Source organism: Arenimonas fontis, from assembly GCF_008386465.1.
In the GTDB taxonomy this organism is placed as follows: Bacteria; Pseudomonadota; Gammaproteobacteria; order Xanthomonadales; family Xanthomonadaceae; genus Arenimonas; species Arenimonas fontis.
Window position 1 is genome coordinate 102,223 of sequence record NZ_VUOD01000002.1, and the last position, 21,745, is coordinate 123,967.

22 protein-coding genes are annotated in these 21,745 nt (G+C 69.4%); 11 read left to right on the top strand and 11 right to left on the bottom strand.

Annotated features, from left to right (window positions below; all coding sequences use genetic code 11):
* The first annotated feature begins 71 nt into the window (after positions 1 to 71).
* Positions 72 to 827 (top strand): Bax inhibitor-1/YccA family protein, encoded by a 756-nt coding sequence (locus tag F0415_RS02755; protein WP_149859679.1) that lies wholly within the window; start codon positions 72 to 74, stop codon positions 825 to 827.
* Positions 828 to 984: 157 nt separating this feature from the next.
* Complete coding sequence (locus F0415_RS02760; RefSeq protein WP_188310267.1) at positions 985 to 1,971, top strand: alpha/beta fold hydrolase; 987 nt, start codon at positions 985 to 987, stop codon at positions 1,969 to 1,971.
* A 58-nt stretch (positions 1,972 to 2,029) separates the two neighbouring features.
* On the opposite strand, the gene F0415_RS02765 is transcribed toward F0415_RS02760, so the two are convergent.
* From F0415_RS02765 to grxC, 3 genes are all read right to left on the bottom strand, one after another.
* Positions 2,030 to 3,040, bottom strand: a complete 1,011-nt coding sequence (locus tag F0415_RS02765; RefSeq protein WP_149859681.1) for an isocitrate dehydrogenase — start codon at positions 3,038 to 3,040, stop codon at positions 2,030 to 2,032.
* A gap of 147 nt (positions 3,041 to 3,187) precedes the next feature.
* On the bottom strand, positions 3,188 to 3,532 hold the full coding sequence (locus F0415_RS02770) for a carboxymuconolactone decarboxylase family protein (protein WP_246149862.1): 345 nt from the start codon (positions 3,530 to 3,532) through the stop codon (positions 3,188 to 3,190).
* A 47-nt stretch (positions 3,533 to 3,579) separates the two neighbouring features.
* Positions 3,580 to 3,840, bottom strand: a complete 261-nt coding sequence (grxC, locus tag F0415_RS02775; protein ID WP_342780490.1) for a glutaredoxin 3 — start codon at positions 3,838 to 3,840, stop codon at positions 3,580 to 3,582.
* A gap of 132 nt (positions 3,841 to 3,972) precedes the next feature.
* On the opposite strand from grxC, the gene F0415_RS02780 reads away from it, so the two are divergent.
* The 7 genes from F0415_RS02780 to F0415_RS02810 all read left to right on the top strand — a co-directional run bounded on the left by F0415_RS02780 (position 3,973) and on the right by F0415_RS02810 (position 13,096).
* A complete protein-coding gene (locus F0415_RS02780) occupies positions 3,973 to 5,616 on the top strand; it encodes a M48 family metalloprotease (protein ID WP_149859684.1) in 1,644 nt (547 codons plus the stop codon).
* 71 nt (positions 5,617 to 5,687) lie between these two features.
* Positions 5,688 to 6,380 carry a phosphate regulon transcriptional regulator PhoB gene (gene phoB, locus F0415_RS02785; protein ID WP_149859685.1) on the top strand — a complete coding sequence of 231 codons (693 nt, stop codon included), beginning with the start codon at positions 5,688 to 5,690 and terminating at the stop codon, positions 6,378 to 6,380.
* 19 nt (positions 6,381 to 6,399) lie between these two features.
* Positions 6,400 to 7,746 (top strand): phosphate regulon sensor histidine kinase PhoR, encoded by a 1,347-nt coding sequence (gene phoR / locus F0415_RS02790; protein ID WP_149859686.1) that lies wholly within the window; start codon positions 6,400 to 6,402, stop codon positions 7,744 to 7,746.
* A 5-nt stretch (positions 7,747 to 7,751) separates the two neighbouring features.
* On the top strand, positions 7,752 to 9,833 hold the full coding sequence (gene ppk1, locus F0415_RS02795; RefSeq protein WP_149859687.1) for a polyphosphate kinase 1: 2,082 nt from the start codon (positions 7,752 to 7,754) through the stop codon (positions 9,831 to 9,833).
* Positions 9,834 to 9,836: 3 nt separating this feature from the next.
* Positions 9,837 to 11,357, top strand: a complete 1,521-nt coding sequence (gene ppx / locus F0415_RS02800) for an exopolyphosphatase (protein ID WP_149859688.1) — start codon at positions 9,837 to 9,839, stop codon at positions 11,355 to 11,357.
* 75 nt (positions 11,358 to 11,432) lie between these two features.
* Positions 11,433 to 12,566, top strand: a complete 1,134-nt coding sequence (locus tag F0415_RS02805) for a glycosyltransferase family 4 protein (protein WP_149859954.1) — start codon at positions 11,433 to 11,435, stop codon at positions 12,564 to 12,566.
* Positions 12,563 to 13,096 carry a phosphatase PAP2 family protein gene (locus tag F0415_RS02810; protein ID WP_425457808.1) on the top strand — a complete coding sequence of 178 codons (534 nt, stop codon included), beginning with the start codon at positions 12,563 to 12,565 and terminating at the stop codon, positions 13,094 to 13,096. Before F0415_RS02805 ends, F0415_RS02810 begins: the two co-directional genes overlap by 4 nt.
* A 59-nt stretch (positions 13,097 to 13,155) precedes the next feature.
* On the opposite strand, the gene F0415_RS02815 is transcribed toward F0415_RS02810, so the two are convergent.
* Positions 13,156 to 13,752, bottom strand: coding sequence for a GNAT family N-acetyltransferase (locus tag F0415_RS02815; RefSeq protein ID WP_149859689.1), 597 nt, complete (start codon positions 13,750 to 13,752; stop codon positions 13,156 to 13,158).
* A 105-nt stretch (positions 13,753 to 13,857) separates the two neighbouring features.
* Here F0415_RS02815 and F0415_RS02820 point away from each other — a divergent pair, with 105 nt between their 5' ends.
* Positions 13,858 to 14,718 carry a 23S rRNA (adenine(2030)-N(6))-methyltransferase RlmJ gene (locus F0415_RS02820; RefSeq protein ID WP_149859690.1) on the top strand — a complete coding sequence of 287 codons (861 nt, stop codon included), beginning with the start codon at positions 13,858 to 13,860 and terminating at the stop codon, positions 14,716 to 14,718.
* A gap of 3 nt (positions 14,719 to 14,721) precedes the next feature.
* On the opposite strand, the gene F0415_RS02825 is transcribed toward F0415_RS02820, so the two are convergent.
* The 5 genes from F0415_RS02825 to F0415_RS02845 form a co-directional block, all read right to left on the bottom strand.
* Entirely contained in the window at positions 14,722 to 15,942 is a 1,221-nt protein-coding gene (locus tag F0415_RS02825) for an ABC transporter permease (RefSeq protein WP_149859691.1), read from the bottom strand.
* Complete coding sequence (locus F0415_RS02830; RefSeq protein ID WP_149859692.1) at positions 15,942 to 16,640, bottom strand: ABC transporter ATP-binding protein; 699 nt, start codon at positions 16,638 to 16,640, stop codon at positions 15,942 to 15,944. The genes F0415_RS02825 and F0415_RS02830 overlap by 1 nt, the downstream gene beginning before the upstream one ends.
* Positions 16,637 to 17,845, bottom strand: coding sequence for an efflux RND transporter periplasmic adaptor subunit (locus F0415_RS02835; RefSeq protein ID WP_149859693.1), 1,209 nt, complete (start codon positions 17,843 to 17,845; stop codon positions 16,637 to 16,639). Before F0415_RS02835 ends, F0415_RS02830 begins: the two co-directional genes overlap by 4 nt.
* Before the next feature lie 19 nt (positions 17,846 to 17,864).
* Positions 17,865 to 18,554, bottom strand: a complete 690-nt coding sequence (locus F0415_RS02840; RefSeq protein WP_188310268.1) for a YIP1 family protein — start codon at positions 18,552 to 18,554, stop codon at positions 17,865 to 17,867.
* 220 nt (positions 18,555 to 18,774) lie between these two features.
* The gene (locus tag F0415_RS02845) at positions 18,775 to 19,728 is read right to left on the bottom strand and encodes a DUF2268 domain-containing putative Zn-dependent protease (protein ID WP_149859695.1); all 954 of its coding nucleotides are present in this window, start codon (positions 19,726 to 19,728) and stop codon (positions 18,775 to 18,777) included.
* A gap of 88 nt (positions 19,729 to 19,816) precedes the next feature.
* On the opposite strand from F0415_RS02845, the gene map reads away from it, so the two are divergent.
* Positions 19,817 to 20,629, top strand: coding sequence for a type I methionyl aminopeptidase (map, locus tag F0415_RS02850; protein WP_149859696.1), 813 nt, complete (start codon positions 19,817 to 19,819; stop codon positions 20,627 to 20,629).
* On the opposite strand, the gene F0415_RS02855 is transcribed toward map, so the two are convergent.
* Together F0415_RS02855 and F0415_RS02860 are read right to left on the bottom strand one after the other, a co-directional pair.
* Entirely contained in the window at positions 20,626 to 20,877 is a 252-nt protein-coding gene (locus F0415_RS02855) for a hypothetical protein (protein WP_149859697.1), read from the bottom strand. The two genes, map and F0415_RS02855, sit on opposite strands and share 4 nt — an antisense overlap.
* 107 nt (positions 20,878 to 20,984) lie before the next feature.
* Positions 20,985 to 21,734, bottom strand: a complete 750-nt coding sequence (locus F0415_RS02860) for a DUF481 domain-containing protein (protein WP_188310269.1) — start codon at positions 21,732 to 21,734, stop codon at positions 20,985 to 20,987.
* Positions 21,735 to 21,745: the final 11 nt, after the last annotated feature.

Genomic DNA, 21,745 nt, shown 5'->3' on the forward strand with positions numbered 1-21,745 from the left:
CGCCGGCATGAGCTATGCTCGGGCGGCGCCGGCGCAGGGCCGGCCACGAACCGCAAATCCGGGAGCGACAGATGCGCAGCGGCAACCCCGCCCTCAACCAGAACACCTTCCTCGACGTCGGCAGTGGCCAGGTGCTGGCCCGCGGCGGCGACGTCATGACCCTGAACGGGACGGTCAACAAGACCGGCCTGCTCCTGCTGCTGGTGGTGCTGACCGCCAGCTACACCTGGAGCCTGTTCGACCCCTACAACCCCTCGGCGACCATGCCCTGGATGCTGACCGGCGGTATCGGCGGCTTCGTCGTCGCCATCGTCACCGTGTTCAAGAAGCAGTGGGCGCCGGTCACGGCGCCGCTGTACGCGGCCCTGGAAGGCCTGTTCATCGGCGGCATCTCGGCCTTCTTCGAGGCGCGCTTCCCCGGCATCGTGATGCAGGCGGTGATGCTGACGCTGGGCGTGCTGGCCTCCCTGTTGCTGGCCTACAAGTCCGGTCTGATCAAGGCCACGGAGAACTTCAAGCTGGGCGTGGTCGCGGCGACCGGCGGCATCGCCCTGCTGTACCTGGTGAACATCGGCCTGCGCCTGTTCGGTTTCGAGGGCTTCGGCTTCATCCACGAGTCCAGCACCATGGGCATCGTGTTCAGCGTGTTCGTGGTGATCATCGCCGCCCTGAACCTGGTGCTGGACTTCGACTTCATCGAGTCGGGCGCCGAAGCGGGCGCGCCCAAGTACATGGAGTGGTATGGCGCCTTCGGCCTGGTGGTCACCCTGGTCTGGCTGTATCTGGAAATCCTGCGCCTGCTGGCCAAGTTGCAATCGCGCGACTGAAGCGGGCACACGATGCCGACAAGGAAGGCCGGGCCATGCCCGGCCTTCTCTTTTCCGCGCTCGCGGAAGCATCCAGGGGCACCCCGCGGCCGGAGTCGCACGGCGCGGACGGCCATGGCACCCTCCCCGGCGAAGCACGATGCCCGGAGGGCGGCCTATGCGGCGTGGCGGGATGGTGGTGCTGGTGGGCGGCAAGCCGGTGCGGAGCATCCGTTGGCGGCGAGCCGTGCTTGCCTCCGCGGCCACCCTGGCCTTGCTGCTGGGCGCGCCCTGGCTGCTCTCGCATCCCGAGCCCCTGCGCCTGGATGCCACCGCCCGCACGGCCGCGCCCGGCCGCTTCGCCGAGCTGTCGGCCGGCCGTACCCACTACCAGCTGCACGGACCGCGGCGGGGCCGCCTGGTGGTGCTGGTGCATGGCGCCATCCTGCCCGGGCTGGTCTGGCGCCATAACATCCCGGAGCTCGCGGACGCGGGATACCGGGTACTCAGCTTCGACCTCTATGGACGCGGCTATTCCGACCGGCCGGCGCGCCGACACGGGCTGGACCTGTACGTCGGCCAGCTCGAGGAACTGCTGAACGAGGTGGCGAAAGGCGAGCCGGTGGACCTGGTCGGCCATTCCATCGGCGCGATCATCGCCGCCGAATACACCCGCCGCTACCCTGGCGCGGTCCGCCGCCTGGTGCTGGTGAGTCCGGCCGGCCTGGAAACCGACCTGCCGCTGAGTGCGCGGATCGCCAGAACGCCCTGGGTCGGCGAATACCTGCTGGAAGTCGCCGGCACCCGGTTGCTGCGTCCGTCGCGAAACATGCTCTTCGCGCCGGACAGGCACCCCGACCTCGATGCCGCCTACCTGGACTCGATACGTTTTCGCGGCTCCCGCGACGCGGTGCTGCAGGGCCTTCGCCGCCTGCCATGGGATCGTTATGGCGACCGTTACCGCGAGCTGCGCCGCCTGGGCATCCCGATCCTTCTGGTCTGGGGCAGGCACGACCGGATCGTGCCGATCGCCGCCGGCGATCGCCTGCGCCGCCTGACCGGCGCCCGGGACCTGCTGGTGGTCGAGCAGGCGGCGCACCTGCCACACTACGAGCAACCGGCACTGGTCAATCGCGCGCTGCTGGATTTCTTCGCGCAGCGCTGACCGCCATTTTCCCGGCGCCGAAAGGCACCCTCTGCCCGGGCGTCGCCGGCTGCCGGACTCAGCCGGCCGCGCGCGCGGCGATCGCCCTGGCGAAGTCCTGGGTGGTGCCGCTGCCGCCCAGGTCGGGAGTCAGACCGTCCCTCGCCTGCAGGGTGTCCACAATGGCCTGGCGCAGGCGCCTTGCCTCGTCGCAGCGGCCCATGTGGTCGAGCATCTGGCCGGCAGCCAGCAACAGCGCGCAGGGATTGGCGATGCCCTTGCCTGCGATGTCCGGAGCCGATCCGTGCACGGCCTCGAAGATCGCCGCCTCGGTGCCGATGTTGGCTCCGGGCGCCAGCCCCAGACCACCGACCAGGCCGGCGCAGAGGTCGGAGATGATGTCGCCGAACAGGTTGGTGGTAACGATCACGTCGAACTGCTGCGGGTCCATCACCAGCTTCATGCAGCAGGCATCCACGATCGCCTCGTTGCACTCGATGTCCGGGTACTGCTGCGCCACCTCGCGCGCCACCTTCAGGAACAGGCCCGAGGTGGTCTTGAGGATGTTGGCCTTGTGCACCACGGTCACCTTCTTCCGGCCCAGGCGCCTGGCCAGGTCGAAGGCGTAGCGGACGATGCGCTCGGAACCGCGGCGGGTGATCTTCTGGGTCAGGGTGGCGGTTTCGCCGTCGGCGCTGAGTTGCTGGCCTTCGCCGATGTAGGCGCCCTCGGTGTTCTCGCGCACCGTGATCAGGTCGATGTCGGTATAGCGCGAACGGGTATTCGGGAAGCTGATCGCCGGCCGCACGTTCGCGTACAGGTCGAAACGCTTGCGCAACTCGACGTTGATCGAGCTGAAACCGCCGCCGACCGGCGTGGTCAGCGGCGACTTGAGGGCGATGCGGTGACGGTGGATGGCGTCCAGGGTGGCTGCCGGTAACAGCTCGCCCTGCTTTTCGTAGGCGCCGAGGCCGGCCTCGACGAACTCGTACTGCAGGCCCAGCTTCAGGGCATCCAGCACCTGCAGGGTGGCGTCCATGATCTCCGGGCCGATGCCGTCGCCGCGGATCACCGCGATGGTCTGGGTCATAAGATTCCGATTCCGATGAGGATCACGGCGACCGGAGCGGTCGCCGGAAGCCGGACATTATGCCAGAGACGACGGTACGCCGCCGTACTGGACCTTGGTCGACACCCGGACGGGGGGCGGCGCCGGAACCCCGGGCCGACCACGGATTCAGCCGTGCGAGTGACCGGGCTGGCCGCCGGGCTCTCCGGCTTCGCCGGCTTCGAGCCGGTCGAGGAAGTCAACCGCCCTGCGCAGGTGCGGGATGACGATGGAGCCACCGACCACCAGGCCAACGGAAAATGCCTCGAAGAACTGCTCGCGGGTGACGCCTGCCTCGCGGCACTGGGCGACGTGGTAGCTGATGCAGTCGTCACAGCGAAGCACCAGCGAGGCGACCAGGCCGAGGAGTTCCTTGGTCTTCACGTCCAGGGCGCCGGCCCGGTAGGCCTGGGTGTCCAGGGCGAAGAAACGCCGGACCACCTGGTTGTCTTCGGCCAGGATGCGCTCGTTCATGCGCTGCCGGAACTCGGTGAAGGCCTTGATCCGGTCCTCGCCGCCGCTCACGACACCGCCTCCAGCAGGGGCTTGAGCTCACCGGCCCGATCCAGGGCCGCCAGCTCCTCGTAACCGCCGACATGGCGGTCGCCGATGAATATCTGCGGCACGCTGCTGCGGCCGGTCAGGCGCTGCATGCGCTCCCTGGCGGCGGAATCCAGATCCACCCGGACCTCGGTCCAGGCGGCGCCGCGGCTCTTGAGCAGGTTCTTGGCGGCAACGCAGTAGCCGCACAGCCCGGTGGTGTACAGGGTGATGCCGGACACGTTAGTCCTCCGGTTTGACCGCGGCAAGTGTGGCGGTCGGGCCGGCGCTTTTCCAGCCGGCGGCTGCAACGCAGCGGGCCACCGCGCCGGCATGGGTCAGGACGGATTCACCCGGACCGGGACGCAGCCGGTATGCTGCGGCCGGACAGCCGACCAGGAGCTCCCGTGCGTATCCCCGCCGCCCTCGCCTGCACCGTCGTCTTCGCCCTGGGCCTTGCCCGGGATGCGCACGGACAGGACAGTCGCCTGCCCGACATCGGCTCCTCCGCCGGGGAGGTGGTGGATCCGGCGACCGAGGCCCGTTATGGCGCCTACGTGCTGTACGAGCTGCGGCGCATGGGCCTGGTGCTGGAAGACCCCCTGCTGGATGGCTGGCTGCAGGGCATGGGCTACCGCCTGGTCGCCGCCAGCGACACGCCGAATCAGGATTTCACCTTCTTCATGATGCGCGAACGGCAGATCAATGCCTTCGCCACCCTGGGCGGCTACATCGGCGTCAACTCCGGCCTGGTGCTCACCGCCGAGAGCGAGGGCGAGGTGGCCAGCGTGATGGCGCACGAGATCGCCCACGTCAGCCAGCAGCACGTGCTGCGCGGCATCGAGCGGGCCAAGCGCGACCAGGTGCCGATCCTGCTGGCCATGCTGGGCGCCATCGCCGCGTCGCAGGCGATCAACACCGACTCGCGCACCGACAATTCGCGCAGCAACGCCTCGGCCGCCGCGGTTGCCGGCGCCATGGCCTTGATCCAGCAGCGGCAGATCGACTACACCCGCTCCAACGAGTCCGAAGCCGACCGCATCGGCATCCAGACCCTGGCCCGGGCAGGTTACCCGCCGGAGGCCATGGGTGACTTCTTCGAGCGCATGCAGCGTGCCTATCGCAGCAACAGCGGCGGCTACCAGCTGCCCGAGTACCTGCGCACCCACCCGGTCACCATCACCCGCATCAGCGAGGCCCGGCAGCGTGCCGCGCAGTTGGCCGCGGCCGGGCCCGGCGCTTCCCCATCGCCGTCCCCCGGGGTGGTCAGTCCGCTGTTGCCGGACCGCTACCGGCTGAGTGGCGCCGGCCTGGGCCAGCAGTCGCCGGGCGATCAGTTCGAATGGGCGCGCGAGCGGCTCCGGGTGCTGAGCGCCAGCGATGCCAAGGCCGCCGTCCGGGAATACGAGGCCTTGGCCGGGGCGCCGGGTGCCCGCCCCAGCGATCCGCGCCGTTACGGGCTGGCCCTGGCGCGCGTCCGGGCCGGCGACCCGGACCTGGCGATCGGCGAATTCGAAGAACTGCTGGCGCGGCATCCGGGTCACCTGTGGATCGAACTGGCCCTGGCCGAGGCCCTGGCCCGGGCCGGCCGGGAGGGAGAAGCCACCGAACGCTTCGAGCGTCTCCTGCGCCGCCACACGGGCAGCCGGGCGGTCCGCCTTGCCTACGCCGACGTCCTCGGCGAACGTGGTACGGCGGCCTCGGGCCGCCGTGCCCAGGAGGTGCTGCGACCCTTGCTGGCCGAAAGTGGCGACGACCCGCTGTTCCAGCGCAGTTTCGCTCGCGCCTGCGAGCTGGCCGGGGACCTGGTCCGGGCGGGCGAGGCGCACGCGGAAGCGGCCTTTCTGACCGGCCGGGCCATCGATGCCCTGGGCCTGCTGGACCGCCTGCTCAAAGAGGAAGACCTGGACTACTACCAGCGCGCCCGCATCGAAGCCCGGATCGCGGCCATCACCCCCTATGTGCTGGAAATGCGCCGACGCGGCATCGAGCCGGGAAGACAGCCCGCCGGTCCCTGACGATGCCGGTGTCACCGGACCGTCACGAAAGTGATATCTAATGCCTCCGGGCCCACCCGGCGACCCCGTCCGTGCAGAAGCGCATCCTCATCGTCGACGACGAACCCGCCATCCGCGAAATGGTCGCTTTCGCCCTGCGCAAGGGCGAATACGAGCCGGTACATGCCGGGGACGCCCGCGAGGCCCAGACCGCCATCGCCGAGAAGGTGCCGGACCTGATCCTGCTGGACTGGATGCTGCCCGGCGCCAGCGGCCTGGAGCTGGCCCGGCGCTGGCGCAAGGACGAACTGACCCGGGACATCCCGATCATCATGCTGACCGCCCGCGGCGAGGAGAACGATCGGGTCAGCGGCCTGGAATCGGGTGTGGACGACTACGTCGTCAAGCCCTTCTCGGCCCGGGAACTGCTGGCGCGAATCCGGGCGGTACTGCGGCGCTCCCGCGAGGACGACGATGACGGTTCGGTGACGGTCGGCAGCCTGCGCATAGACGGCGCCGCGCACCGGGTCTTCGCCGGCGAGCAGTCGGTGCATCTGGGCCCGACCGAATACCGGCTGCTGCACTTCTTCATGACCCACACCGACCGGGTTTATACCCGGACCCAGCTGCTCGACCACGTCTGGGGCGGCAACGTCTACGTGGAGGAGCGTACGGTGGACGTGCACATCCGGCGGTTGCGCAAGGCCCTGGAGCCACATCGGCTGGACGGGATGGTGCAGACGGTACGCGGCTCCGGCTATCGCTTCTCGGCTGCCACCACTTGAGCGGGGGCGGCGGCCTCGCATGAGCCTGTCCCTGCTGCTGCGCCTGGCCTGGCGACAGTCCCTGATCCGCCTGTTGCTGTTCTACGCCCTGGCCCTGGCCGTCGGCCTGGCCCTGGACGAGCCCTGGTGGGCCCTGGGCCTGGCCACGGCCGTCGTGGCGTTACGGGCCTACTGGCGGCTGTACCGGGTGCTTCGTTTCCTGGACTGGCGCAAACAGCTGCAGACCGTGGACGGCCAGGGCCTGTGGGCTGCGCTGGAGACCCTGATCCATCGGCGCCAGACCGAAAACCGGGCGCGGACCCGCCGGCTGGTGCGGTTGTTGCGCGCCTACCGGCAGGCGGCCACCGCCATGCCCGACGGAGCCCTGATCGTGAACCGGCACGACGGCCGCCTGGTCTGGTTCAACAAGACCGCCCGCCACCTGCTGGGCCTGCGCTACCCGCAAAGCCTGGACACGCCGCTGGCCGAGGTGTTCGAGGGCCAGCCGCGGGTGCGGGACTGGTTCGCCGCCGGCATCACCGACGAGCCGCTGACCGACCTGCCCAGCCCGGCCGAGCCGATGGCCCGGCTCAGCCTGCGCCTGATCCCCTATTCGCCGACCCAGTGGCTGGTGGTGGTGCGCGACGTCACCAAGCTGATGCGGCTGGAGCAGGTGCGCCGGGATTTCGTCGCCAACGTCTCGCACGAGCTGCGCACGCCCCTGACCGTGGTGCACGGCTACCTGGACATGATCGAGCCGGACGAGCACCCCGAACTGGCCCACATGGTCGAAGAAATGCGGCGGCAGTCCCAGCGCATGACCCAGCTGGTCGAGGATCTGCTGACCCTGTCGCGACTCGAGGCCCAGGAATCCCTGCCGGAAGAACCGCTGGCGATGGCGCCGATGCTGGTGACCCTGCGCCGCGAAGCCGAGGCGCTGAGCCAGGGACGGCACCAGGTCCTGGTGGAGGACCGTGCCGGCGTGGACCTGACCGGCTCCACGAAGGAACTGCACAGCGCCTTCTCCAACCTGGTCAGCAACGCGGTTCGCTACACGCCGACCGGCGGCCGTATCCTGATCCGCTTCGAGCGCAGCGCCGACGGCGGCGCGCGGCTGGCAGTGCAGGACAGCGGCTATGGCATCCCCGCCCAGCACCTTCCGCGCATCACCGAGCGCTTCTACCGGGTATCCACCAGCCGCTCGCGCGAATCCGGCGGCACCGGTCTGGGCCTGTCCATCGTCAAGCACGTGCTCAGCCTGCATCAGGCCAGGCTGGAAATCGAAAGCGAGGTCGGCCGCGGCAGCACCTTCGCATGTGCGTTCGGGCCGGCCCGGGTCCGGCAGCGGGAAACGGCTGAAGCCGGGGCCGGCGGCAGCGTAGACTAGCCGCCATGAGCCCCGACCTGCCCGAACCGGTAGACCTGCAGTCCCCCGAGCTGTACCTGAACCGGGAGCTGTCGCAGCTGGAGTTCAACTTCCGCGTCCTGGCCCAGGCCCAGGATCCCTCGGTGCCGCTGCTCGAACGCCTGCGCTACCTGTGCATCAGCTGTACCAACCTGGACGAATTCTTCGAAATCCGCGCCGCTACCGTTCGCACCGCCTTGCAGTTCGGTGGGCCGACGCCGCCGGACGGCATCGCGCCGGCGCGCGCGCTGGAGCTGATCCACGAAAAGGCCGGCCGCCTGGTCGACGCCCAGTACCGCTACTGGAACGAAACGCTCCGCCCCGAACTCAACCGTGCCGGCATCCGCATCCTGGCCCGGGACAGCTGGAACGCCAGGCAGAAACGCTGGCTGCACAAGTACTTCCGTGACGAGCTTCTGCCGGTGCTGTCGCCGCTGGGGCTGGACCCGGTGCATCCGTTCCCGCGCATCCTCAACAAGTCGCTGAACGTGGTGGTGGTGCTGGAAGGCAAGGACGCGTTCGGGCGCGAAGGCGGCATGGCGATCGTCCGGGCGCCGCGCTCGCTGCCGCGGATCATCCACCTGCCGCCGGAGGTTTCCGGCGGACCCTATGACTTCGTCCTGCTGTCGGCAGTGCTGACCGCCTTCGTGGACGACCTGTTCCGGGGCATGAAAGTCAAGGGGGCCTGGCAGTTCCGGGTGACCCGCAACTCGGAACTGTTCGTGGACGAGGAGGAAGTCGAGAACCTTGCCAGCGCGCTCAAGGACGAACTGGCCAGCCGCGGCTTCCGGCCGGCGGTGCGCCTGGAGATCGCCGACAACTGCCCGCGCCACATCGTCGACACGCTGCTGGAGAACTTCGGCCTCAGCGAAAACGCGGTCTACCGCATCAACGGCCCGGTCAACCTGAACCGGGTGATCCAGGTCTACGACCTGGTCACCGACCGCCCCGAGCTGAAGTTCCCGCCTTTCACCCAGGGCGTCGCCAGGCTCGATCCCGAAGCGCCGTTCGAGACCCTGCGCAAGGGCGACGTGCTGCTGCACCATCCCTACCAGAGCTTCCAGTCGGTACTGGATCTGCTGCAGGCCGCCGCCAACGACCCGGACGTGCTGGCGATCAAGCAGACGCTGTATCGCACCGGCAAGGACAGCAAGATCATCGAGCATCTGATCACCGCCGCGCGCAACGGCAAGGACGTGACCGTGGTGGTGGAGCTGCGCGCACGTTTCGACGAGGAGGCCAACATCCGTCTGGCCGACCGCCTGCAGGAAGCGGGCGTGCAGGTGACCTACGGCGTGGTCGGGCACAAGACCCACGCCAAGATGATGTTGATCGTCCGGCGCGAAGGCGGGCGCTTGCGTCGCTACGCGCACCTGGGTACCGGCAACTACCATGCCGGCACCGCCCGCATGTACACCGACATCGGCCTGATGACCGCCAACGCCGACATCGCCGCCGACGTCCATGACATCTTCCAGCAGCTGTCCGGGCTGTCGCCGGCGATCAAGCTGCGCCGTCTGCTGCAATCGCCCTTCACCCTGCACAAGAGCCTGCTGGCCAAGATCGCCCGCGAGGCCGAACATGCCCGCGCCGGCCGCGGCGGCCACATCATCGCCAAGATGAACGCGCTCAACGAAGCCAGCGTGATCCGGGCGCTGTATGAGGCTTCCCGGGCCGGGGCCCGCATCGAACTGATCGTGCGCGGCGCCTGCTGCCTGCGGCCGGGCGTACCCGGCGTATCCGACAACATCACCGTGCGCTCGGTGGTCGGGCGTTTCCTCGAACACAGCCGGGTGTACTGGTTCGGCAACGCCGGCAAACCGGAGATCTTCTGTTCCAGCGCCGACTGGATGGAACGCAACCTGTTGCGCCGGGTGGAAACCTGTTTCCCGATCCTGGATCCGAAGCTGGCGGCGCGCGTGTTCGACGAGGAACTGGCCAACTACCTGGCCGACAACCTCCAGGCCTGGCGCTTGCTGCCGGACGGCAGTTACGAGCGCGTGCGGCCAGAGGGCGACGAGATGCCGCATTCGGCCCAGGCGGCTCTGCTGGCGAGGTTCTGCCGCTGAGCCATGCCGGCCCGCGCCCTGCCACCACTGGAGGACGGCGAACTGCTGGCGGCGGTGGACCTGGGTTCCAACAGCTTCCACATGGTGGTCGCCCGACACGTACTCGGCCAGTTGCGCATCGTCGACCGCATCAAGGAGACCGTGCGCCTGGCCGAAGGCCTGGACGGCCGCGGTGGCCTGGACCCGGCCGTGATGCCGCGCGCCCTGGACTGCCTGGCCCGTTTCGGCCAGCGCATCGCCAGCATCCCGCCGCACCGGGTCCGGGCCATCGCCACCAATACCGTGCGCCAGCTGGCCAATCCGCAGGCCTTTCTGCTGCCGGCCGAAACGGCCCTGGGCCATGGCATAGACGTCGTCGCCGGCCGCGAGGAAGCGCGCCTGATCTACCTGGGTGTCGCCCACGGCAAACAGCTTCCGCCCGGCAAACGGCGCCTGGTGATCGACATCGGCGGCGGCTCCACCGAGTTCATCGTCGGCCAGGGCTTCGAACCGATCGAACGCGAGAGCCTGCAGATGGGTTGCATCGCCAGCACCCGGCGCTTCTTCCCCGACGGCAAGCTTTCGCGCAAGCGCTGGAAGGAGGCGCGCACCGAGATCACGGCGGAGTTCCAGCAATTCGCCCAACTGTTCCGCGCCCGCGGCTGGGACGAGGCGATGGGATCCTCCGGCACGATCAAGTCGGTCTGCGACATCTCCATCGCGCTGAAGCTGACCAAGGCCTCGATCACCGCCGAATCGCTGGCCGAGATCCGCGAGCGGGTGCTGGAGTTCGACCGGGTCGCCGAGGTGAAGCTGCCCGGATTGTCCGGCGACCGCCGGCCCATCCTCGCCGGTGGCCTGCTGGTGCTGGATGCCGCCTTCGCCGAACTCGGCATCGAACGCATGTACGTCAGCGACTACGCGCTGCGCGAGGGCGTGCTCTACGATCTGCTCGGGCGCAGCCGCGACGAAGATCCGCGCGAAGCGTCCATCCAGGCGCTGTGCGACCGGTACGGCGTCAACCTCGAGCAGGCAGGACGGGTCGAAGCCACTGCCCTGCGCCTGTTCGACCAGGTGCAGGCGGACTGGAAGCTTGAACCCGACGAACGCCGGCTGCTCGGCTGGGCGGCGCGCATCCACGAGATCGGCCTGGCCGTCGCCCATAGCCAGTACCACGTCCACGGCGCCTATCTGGCCGAGCACTCCGACATCGCAGGTTTCTCCCGCACCGAACAGCAATGGCTGGCTGCCCTGCTCCGGAACCAGCGCCGCAGTCTGTATCTGGCCGCTTTCGATCGCCTGCCCGACCGGCTGATGGCCAATGCGGTCAACTGCGCACTGCTGCTGCGCCTGGCGGTGCTGCTGCACCGCAGCCACCACCGGGAGCCTTTGCCGGTGGTCGAGCTGGACATCGGCGAAGGCCAGATGGTGCTGCGCCTGTCCAGGCGCTGGCTGGACGCCCATCCGCTCACCCGCGCCGACCTCGACACCGAACGCGAACATCTGCAGGACATCGGCCGCCGGCTTTCGATCAGGGCGGTCTGAGCCGTCACCTCGGCGTCATCGCAGCGTCACGGTCCTGGCATGGCCGGGCACCAGCATGGCGCCATGGACGCGCGCATGCACATCGAACTGGTCACCGAGACCTGGCCGCCCGAGGTCAACGGGGTGGCCCTGACCGTCCAGTCCATGGCCGAGGGTCTGCGCCAGCTCGGCCACCAGGTCGGGGTGGTGCGACCGGAGCGGCCTGAAGAATCGCCCCGACCGGATCCGATGCTGATGCTGGTGGAAGGCGCGCCGATGCCGCGTTATCCCGGGCTGCGCTTCGGCCTGCCGGCCGGGCGGCGACTGACGGCACGCTGGTCGGCCGCCCGGCCCGATGCCGTATACATCGCCACCGAAGGCCCGCTGGGCTGGTCGGCGCTGCGCACCTGCCGGCGCCTGGGCATTCCGGTGGCGACCGGATTCCACACCCGTTTCGACGACTATGTCGGCCGTTACGGTGCCGGCTTCCTCGGCCCCTGGGTGCTGGCCTGGCTGCGCCGTTTCCACAATCGGGCCGATGCTACCCTGGTGCCTACCGAGGAGCTGCGGGAGAGTCTGCTCCGGAACGGCTTCCGGCATCCGGTCCGGCTGGCGCGGGCGGTGGACACCCGGACTTTCCACCCCGGCTGGCGCGATTCGGCCTTGCGTGCCGATTGGCAGGCCGGTCCGGACACGCCGGTGGTCATGCACGTGGGCCGGATCGCCCCGGAAAAGAACCTGGAGCTCGCGGTACGGGCCTTCCGCGCCCTGCAGGCCGAACGGCCGGATGCCCGTTTCGTCTGGGTCGGCGATGGCCCGGCGCGGGAACGCCTGCAGTCCGCCAATCCCGACTTCCTGTTCGCCGGCATACGGCGCGGCGACGACCTGGCGCGCCACTTCGCCAGCGCCGACCTGTTCTGCTTCCCCAGCCTCTCGGAAACCTTCGGCAATGTCACCCTGGAGGCCATGGCAAGTGGCGTCGCCACCGTCGCCTTCGACTACGGTGCCGCCCGCGAACACCTCCGCGACGGCGAGCATGGCGCGGCAGTGCCCTTCGGCCACGAAGACGGGTTCGTGCAGGCCTTCGTCCGGACCGCGCTGCACCCACGGCGCGCCGCCATGGGCGCTGCGGCCCGCAAGGCCGTGGAACACCTGCACCCGCTGGCGGTGGCGGGCGATCTGGCCAGCCTGCTGGCGGCCCTGGGTCCACGTCGGGAGCGGGCGGCGTGAACGCCCGCGCCCGCCGGCTGGCGCGGCAGGAGCAGGTCTGGTGCCTGGCCGCCAATCGTCTGGGCGCGCGGGCGGCAGTCCGCGCCTGGTTCCGCCTGGTCAGCCGCCTGGGCGACGGAATGTTCTGGTACGCGCTGATGGCGGGCCTGGTACTGCTGGACGGTTGGCGCGGCCTTGCCGCCTCGGCGCAGCTGGCGGCCACAGGACTGGTGGCTCTGCTGCTGTACCGCCGCCTGAAGCGCTGGACGCGCCGGCCGCGTCCGTTCGCGGTGGACGGCCGGATCCGCGCCTGGATCGCGCCGCTGGATGAATACAGCTTCCCTTCCGGCCACACCCTGCATGCCGTCGCCTTCACCCTGGTCGCGCTGGCCCACTATCCGGCCCTGGCACCGCTGCTGCTGCCCTTCACCGGCTGCGTGGCGCTGTCGCGGGTGGTCCTTGGCCTGCATTACCCCAGCGACGTGCTGGCGGCCACCGGCATCGGCGCGCTCCTGGCAGGCATTTCCCTGCTGCTCTGGCCGGTCGGCTGAGGGTCGTCCGCGCCGCCGTCCGGACCGCGACACAGGACCCGGCGCGCCGCCGGCAAGGCTCACAGCCGACGCAGCCAGAAGGTCAGCGGCTTCTCGCTGGCGACCGCCTCGCCGATCTCCCGCCAGGCCAGGCGCACCGTCATGCCAGGCTGGCGGACGTAACCACGCCGGGCCCAGAAGGCCTCATTGCCGCGATGACCGGCTGGCCGGCGCGGGTCGTCCGGGTCGCGGTCCACGGCGCAGAAGGCGGTCCAGGCGAAGCGGCCCAGAGCGCGGGCATGGGCCTCGCGCTCGTCGAAGAAGCGATGGCCGATACCGCGGCCGCGCCAGGCCGGCAGCAGCACGGATTCGCCGAAATAGAACACGTCCTCGAACGGACGTCCGGCCTCGACGAAGGGCTGGCGGAATTCCGGCGTGTCGTCGGCCAGCGGCAGGCCGGTCGAAGCGCCCACGACCTCGTCGCCGGCGATGGCCAGCACGAACACGCTGTCGGCCGACTCGGCATAGGCTCGCAGGTAGTCACGCTCGTAACCGAAGTCGCCCTCGTACAGGTAGGGCCAGTCGCGGAACACCGCTACCCGCAGCCGGGCCACGGCATCCAGCCAGGGGGCGATCCCGCTTCCGCTCAGCCGCCGGATCCGGATGTCGTCCTGCATGGGGTGTCCTCCGTCGCCGATGCCGGCGATTGTAGCGGCCGGCTGGCGTAGACTCCCGCCGCATTCCGGTCGCAGGCGCGACCGTGCCCCGCCCGCGGAGCCGCAATGAACTACCGCCACGGATTCCATGCCGGCAACCACGCCGACGTGCTCAAGCACCTGGTGCTGCTGGCGCTGCTGGACGCGCTGCGGGGCAAGGACGCGCCCTACTTCGTGCTCGACACCCATGCCGGCCGCGGCAACTACCCGCTGGCCGCTGAGCCGGCGCAGCGCACCGGCGAGGCTGCCGGCGGCATCCTGCGCCTGCAGGCGGCGGCTCCGGACGGGCCGCCGGCACTGCGCCGCTATCTCGAGGCGGTCGCCGCAGCGCAGTCGGAGAGCCCCGGCGACTATCCCGGCTCGCCGCGCCTGGTCGCCGCCGCCCTGCGCGCCGACGACCGACTGGCTGCCTGCGAACTGCAGCCGGAGGAAGCGGCGGCTCTGAAAGCCTGCCTGGCCGGCGACCGCCGCTGCCACGTGCACCGGCGCGACGGCTACGCGGCGGTGAAAGCCCTGCTGCCGCCGCGCGAGGGCGAACGCCGCATCGGTCGCGCCCTGGTGCTGATCGACCCGCCCTACGAAGCGCAGGAGGCGGAGTATCCGAAGGTGCTGAAGGCCCTGCGCGAAGGCCTGGCGCGCATGCCGCAGGCGCAGTTCGCGGTCTGGTATCCGATCAAGCGGCGCGCCGCGCTGGCGCCGTTCCTGCGCGAGGCCGCCCGCATGCCGGTCCGCTCGCTGCTGGTGGCCGAGCTGCTGGTACGCCCGGACGACTCGCCGCTGCGCATGAACGGCAGCGGCATGTTGCTGGTCAACCCGCCCTGGCGGTTCGACGAGCGCATCGCCCCCGCCCTGCCGGCACTGGTGCGCCTGCTGGGCGAAAACGGCGCCGGCTCGCGCCTGGAATGGATCCGGCGCGAGCCGGGCTGAGCCTCACTCGTAGCGCAGCGCCTCGATCGGGTCCAGGCTGGCCGCCTTGGATGCCGGCATGATGCCGAACACGACGCCCACCAGCGCCGAGAATCCCGCCGCCGCCACCACCACCCACAACGGCACCTGGGCCGGCGGAAAGCCGGGAATCAGCGCTGCCACGCCGACGCCGGCGCCGTAACCCAGGACGATGCCGATCAGGCCGCCCAGCAGGGCCAGCAGGCCGGCTTCCAGCAGGAACTGTACCAGGATGTCGCGCCTGGTCGCGCCCAGGGCCTTGAGGATGCCGATCTCCCGGGTCCGCTCGGTCACCGACACCAGCATGATGTTCATGATGCCGATACCGCCGACCAGCAGGGAGATGCTGACGACGCCCGCCACCACCGCGGTGGCGGTGCCGGCCACCTGCTCGAACTGCTTGACGAAGGAGTCCGCTGCCTCGACCCGGAAGTCGTCCGGCTGACCCGGCTTGAGCTTGCGCGACAGCCGCACCGCCCGCTTGACCCGCTCGCGCACCGCTTCGACCTCGGTCAGATCGGCGACGTTGAAGCTGATGGACATGAAGGGCCGGGTGCGGTCGCCGGACATGGCCCGGCCGACCTCGAACGGGATCACCACGAAGTTGTCCTGGGAAAACCCCAGGATCTCGCCGCGGTGCTCCAGCACGCCGACCACCTTGAACCACTCGCTGCCGATACGGACGTACTCGCCGATCGGGTCGGCCGGCATGTCCAGGTCCTCGACCACCTTGCTGCCCAGCACCACGACCCGGCGCCGGCCACGGTCGTCGCTGGCCACGATGAACCGGCCCCGCTCCACGTAACGCCCCTGCACCACCTGGAACTCCGAGGTGGTGCCGACCACCGAGGGGTTGATCGTGCGGCCGCGGTAACTGACGCCGGCGGCGTTGATCTGCATGGTCGGCGTTACCTGCTGCACGCCGGGCACCCGGTAACGCAGCACGTCCACGTCGTCGAAGGTGATGAAGTTGAGCCTTCCGGTACGGAAGTTCTCGTTGGTGTTGACCGCGTGCAGGGTCAAGGTGCTGCCGCCCATGTCGGCGAACTGGTCGGAAATGGAAGCGGAGAAACCCTGTACCAGCGACACCACCGCAATCACCGAGCCGGTGCCGATGAGGATGCCGAGAGTGGTCAGGAAGCTGCGCATCCGGTGCGCCGACAGGTTGGCCAGGGCCGCACGCAGTGCTTCGAGATAGGCCTGCATCAGTGTGTCCCCCGCTTGCGGCCAGGATTCGGCGCGTCCTCGACGACGCGGCCGTCGCTGACCCGGACGATGCGCTCGCAATGGGCGGCGATGTCCGGTTCGTGGGTCACCAGCAGCACGGTCTGGCCGTCGTGATGCAACTCGTCGAACAGCGCCATGATCTCGGCGGACGTCCGCGAATCGAGGTTACCGGTGGGCTCGTCGGCCAGCAGCAGCGAGGGCCGGCCGACCAGGGCCCGCGCCACCGCCACGCGCTGGCGCTGTCCGCCGGAGAGCTGATTGGGCCGATGGCCGAGGCGGTTGCCCAGGCCCACCCGTTCCAGCGCCTCGGCTGCCAGCCGGCGCCGTTCGGCACGCGGCACGCCGCGGTAGACCAGCGGCTGGGCGACGTTGTCGAGCACGCTCATGCGCGGCAGCAGGTGAAAGCTCTGGAACACGAAGCCGATCTCGCGGTTGCGCACCTGCGCCAGTTCGGTATCGCGCAGGGTCGAGGTGTCGCGGCCGTTGAGCAGGTAGCGGCCGCTGCTGGGCGTGTCCAGGCAACCGATCAGGTTCATCAGGGTGGACTTGCCCGAACCGGAGGCGCCGACCAGGGCGACGTATTCGTTCCGGCCGATGTCCAGATCCACGCCGTCGAGGGCCAGAACCTCCTCCTCGCCCATCTGGTAGCGCTTGCTGATGCCGCGCAGGGAAATCATTCGGCCGCCGCCTCCACGGTCGAGCCGGCCCTGTCCTCCGCGCCCTTCTCCTTGACCGCCACCGCGTCGCCCTCGCGCAGGGTACGCAGGGCCTTGGCCGGGCCGGTGATCACCCGGTCGCCCGCCTGCAGGCCGGAGCTGACGGCTTCCCAGCGATCGTCCGACAGTCCGGTTTCGATGGCGCGCTTCTCGGCGCGGCCCTCGCGCTCCAGCCAGACATGCCGGCGCACCTGCCGGTCCTCGCCCTCCTCGACGACGACGGCCTCCACCGGTACTGCCAGCGAACGGCCGCCGTCGCCCAGATGGATGTCGGCGCGGGCGCTCATGCCCGAACGCAGTGCCAGGCCTTCGGGCACGTCCAGCAGCAGCTTGACCTCGTAGGCACGGCCTTGGGCCTCGACGGTCGGGGCCAGGGCGATCTGCCGCACCACGCCCGGCACACCGGTGTCCTGGAAGGCGGCGGCGTAGACGTCGGCCTTTTGGCCCAGCCGGATGCGGGCGATGTCCGCCTCATCCACCTTCATGCGCGCCTCGATGGCCGAGGTGTCGGCAATGGTCATCAGCACCGAGCCGGCCAGGGCATTGGTGGAGGGAATCGCCGTCTCGCCGACCTTGATCGGCAGGCTGACGATGGTGCCGGCGATGGGTGCGCGGATGTCGGTCTTGGCCAGCTGCTCGCGGGCCTCGCCCAGCACCGCCTCGGACCGGCGCAGGGCCTCTTCGCTGCCCTGCAGCTCGACCTTGGCGAGGTCGCGGGCGTTGCGAAGCTCGTCGTACTGCTCCTGACCGATCATACGCTGCTCCAGCAGCCGGGCGCCGCGCTCGAGCTTCTTCTCGGCCAGGGCCAGAGCCAGGCGCTGGCGCTCGATGCTGATCAGGCTCTGCCGGCGGCTGGCCTCCTCGCGCTCGACCGCGTTGCGGTAGGTTTCCGGATCCAGGCGCAGCAGCAATTGGCCAGCCTCGACCTGGTCGCCTTCCTTGACCAGGATCTCCTCGACCTTGGCCACCACCTCGGAAGTCAGGTTGACCTCGGTGAGGTAGTTCACCGTGCCCGAGGCAAGGATGGTCGGGTTGATCTCCTGCTCTGCGGCCGTGACCACCTCGACCTCGGTGCGGGCCTCGCCACGCACCGACTTGATCAGCACCGGCAGCACGATCACCGCCAGCACGACGCCGGCGGCCAGCCATTTCCTGTGCAACTTCATCGAAAGTTCCCGATCCGGATCAGAGGATGGCGAAGATCGCCATGACGCCGTAGACAAGCACGCCCGGCAGCACCGACACGACGATTGCCTGGCCCCAACCGGTGTTGAACCAGGTGCGCCAGCCCAGCGCCGCCAGGAACCAGCTCCAAAGGTTCAGCAGGCTGAAGGACTTGGCCAGCCGCGCCCAGTCATGGTCCATGGGCAACTGCACGAACAGCGGATCCACATTGAGCATCTGCAAGGACTCGAAGCCCACCTGGTTGGAACCCGCGTACATGGCCGCCAGGCCGGCGAGCACGCCCAGCACGCCGGGCAGACCGGCCCAGGCAGACAGGCAGAGGCCGCGCCGGAAGCTGATACCGGTGCCGGTGACCTTGCCGGCCAGCAGGTAGTACAGGGCCATGATCAGGTTGACCACGACCACGGTGACGATGGCCATCGGCGCGGTGATCCAGGCCAGGGTGCGGGCGCCAGGCATGAACCGGCGCATCTGCTCCAGCTCCTGCGGGCTCATGTCGGGATTGCCGGCCAACACCTGGGCCTCCTGATGGCGGGCGAACCACTCCGGATCCACGTACAGGAAATACAGCAGCCCGAACAGGCCCGAACCGACCGCCAGCAACAACATGGGCAGGACGAAGCCGGGCTTGTCCTGCAGCGCGCGGAAGGCCTTGGCCGGCTCGAGAAAGATGTTGATCAGCTGGGACATGGACGGCTCCTGGTCAGGGGACGGACAGTCGCGCCATCGCGCGACGCGGTTCGGCGCCGGAAGCATACGCGCCTGCCACCTGCGCAGGCGAACTGGCGACGAATGTCCCTGTGACGGCGACGAACCCGATGACGGGCGGACGGAATCCGATGTGACCGGCCCTTCGCCGTCCGGGCGATCGACGGGGCGCACGGCCGGGCGGACCGCTCGCCCGTGGGGCTCAAGGCTGGCCGGAGAACTGCCGGGCCAGGCCGCTGCTGGCCAGGAAGGCTTCTGCGTCCTCGATGGCCAGCATGTCGCGCAGGGCCTGGGACTTGTCTTCCGCCCGCTCGTAATAGGCCTTGGCGATGCGGTAACCCATCCAGTAGCCGAGGTCGGCGGGGCGGCCTTCCACCTGGCCGCCGTACAGCCATCCGGCGAGATCCGTACCGTCCTTGCGCCGCCGGAACTCCTCCCAGAGCTCGGCCGCCCTCGGTTCCGCCCACTCGTGCACATGGCTGTTGATGTGGCTGCCGGCGACCAGTTCACCGACGAAGTCGGCCACGCCCTCGTTCAGGACCGCCTGCAGCAAGGTGGGCTGGCCGGAAAGGGACCCGCGCTGCTGGTAGTGCACCAACTCGTGGGCGACGATGGCGGGTAGCGCGTCCATGCCGCGCAGGACCTGGCGGTGCCATTGGCCCAGTTCGTGTTCGGGAGCACCGGCTTCGCGGCCGTACATCTCCAGGCCGATCAGCAATCCGGTGTCCGCCAGCGTCCCGCCGGAGTTCATCCGCCCGATCAGGAAGTAGACGTCGGGAATCCTCGCGTCCGGCAGCAATCGCGACATGCCGGCGAACACCCGGCGTATCGCCGGTTCCGTCTCCGCCAGGCGCCGTTGCTGCCACCGCAGGGAGGCGTAGTACGCCGGTGCGGCATCCACCGCCGCTGCCAGGCTGGCACCGTCGCCGATCCGTAGTTCGGCGAAGGCGCGCAGGCCCGGGCTGCCCTGGTCCAGGTATTGTGTCTGGTAGATGGCGGCCCGCCGGGCCGGATCGGACTCGTGCGCAGCCAGGTCATGCGCCCGCCAGAACCGGGCCAGGTCCTCGGAGACCAGGCGGGGCACGGCATCGGCCGCCAGGACCTGCCGTCCGGCCAACAGCAGGGACAACAGTATCGGGAGCAATCGTCGGTACATGGCCTGCCTCGTTTCCGGGGGATCGGGAGCATGGATGCCATGTGCCACCCGAAGGTTTCATCCAGCGCGGGGCTGGCATAATTCCGGCATGGACTACACGATCAAGCGCCCTGAGGAGATCGCCGCCATGCGCGTGGCAGGCCGGCTGGCCGCCGAGGTGCTGCAGGTGGTGGCCCCGCACGTGAAACCAGGGGTCAGCACGGCCGAACTGGACCGCATCTGCCACGAACACATCGTCAAGGTCCAGAACGCCGTCCCGGCCAACATCGGCTATGGCGGCGACCGCAGCCGCCCTCCCTTCCCCTGCGCGGTCTGCACCTCGGTCAACAACGTGATCTGCCACGGGATCCCGAGCGCGTCGAAGATTCTCCGGGACGGCGACATCGTGAACATCGACGTCACCGTCATCAAGGATGGCTGGCATGGCGACACCAGCCGCATGTACTACGTGGGCACGCCCTCGGTGCTGGCGCGGCGGCTGGTGGAAACCTGCCGCGAGGCGATGTTCGCCGGCATCCGTGCAGTGCGCCCGGGAGCCACGCTCGGCGATGTCGGCCACGCCATCCAGCAGGTCGCCGAGGCGGCCCGGTTCTCGGTGGTGCGCGACTACTGCGGGCACGGCATCGGTCGGGTCTACCACGAGCCGCCGCAGGTGATGCATTACGGCCGGCCGGGCCAGGGTCTGGTCCTGCGCGAGGGCATGAGTTTCACCATCGAGCCGATGCTCAACGCCGGCCGGCCCGATACCCGCCTGCTGCCCGACGGCTGGACCGTGGTGACCCGTGACAAGTCGCTGTCAGCGCAATGGGAGCACACCGTGGCGGTGACGGCCGACGGCGTCGAGGTCCTGACCATGCTGCCCGGGGACGACAACGCCGCCTTCCTGGCCCGGGCTGCCTAGCCAACCCGGACCAGGCGCAGGCCGTTACCGTCCACATAGCTGCGCGCAGCGGCGTAGCCGCTGCTGCGGCCATAGCCGCGGCCGACGGTGCGCTCGCGGTAGCGGTCGGGCCGGATGGGCGCCGCGGATGGGCTGGAGGTCGCGGGGGCCGGGATGTCGGCGGCGGTCGTGACCGCCGGACGGGACGACCGCGCCGGCAGGGCCGGGCGGGCGGGGAACAGCCGGTAGAAGTCGCTCAGGGTCTTCATGGTCGGGCCTCGTGAGTTGGTGTGCTGGTAGACTACAACACCTACCCAGTCCCGCAATGGGCCGGAAGTCATGCCGGCAACCCGTTGATGTATCAGACAGTTTCCCTTCAGTCCGCCTTGGGCGCGGGCGACCAGACGATGGTGATCGAACTCAGGGTGTCGGTCCGCTCGGTTCCGGGCTGCACCTCGGTGTTGTGCCGGGCCTGCAGGCTGGCCTTGAGCGCCAGCGAGGCATTGATGCTGACCTGCAGGCCGATGTCGTTCTGGGCGAAGATGTTGTCCCTGCCTGCCTCGACCAGGAAGGTGTTGAAGAAGCGCGTCGTGCCGGTCAGCTGGTGGCGATAGTCGGCGTAACCGCGCAGCAGGCCGTCGCGCTGGAATTCCCGGGTTTCCGCGTCGCGGGCCTGGCGCAGGCCCGGGCCGAACTCCGCCTGCAGGGATTTGTCTTCGTCCCGTATCAGCCAGGCGCCGTAGTTCAGCGCCAGCGTACTTTGATGGGCATAGGCGCCGAAATCATCGTTCTCGTAGCGGCCGACACCGGCCAGATAACGACGTTCGCCGAACAGGCGCCCGACTTTGGCGCCAGCCTCGAACCGGTCGGCAGTGGCCTGGCCGGACTCCTCGGCACGCAGTACGGACAGGTAGTGATCGTGCAGCCAGGCGGCCGTCACACCCTTCAGGCCGAAACGTCCACGCGCGCTGGCGGTGTCCGAGTTACCTGTGGTGGCCACCAGGCCCAGCTCCGCTTCCGGCTTCCAGCCCTGCAGGGAAGGGTCGACCTTGGGCAGGTCGGCCCGCGCCGGCGCGGCCAGCACCGCCGAAACGGCCAGCACGGCCGGGAATACATGCTGCTTCATGCCGATATCGT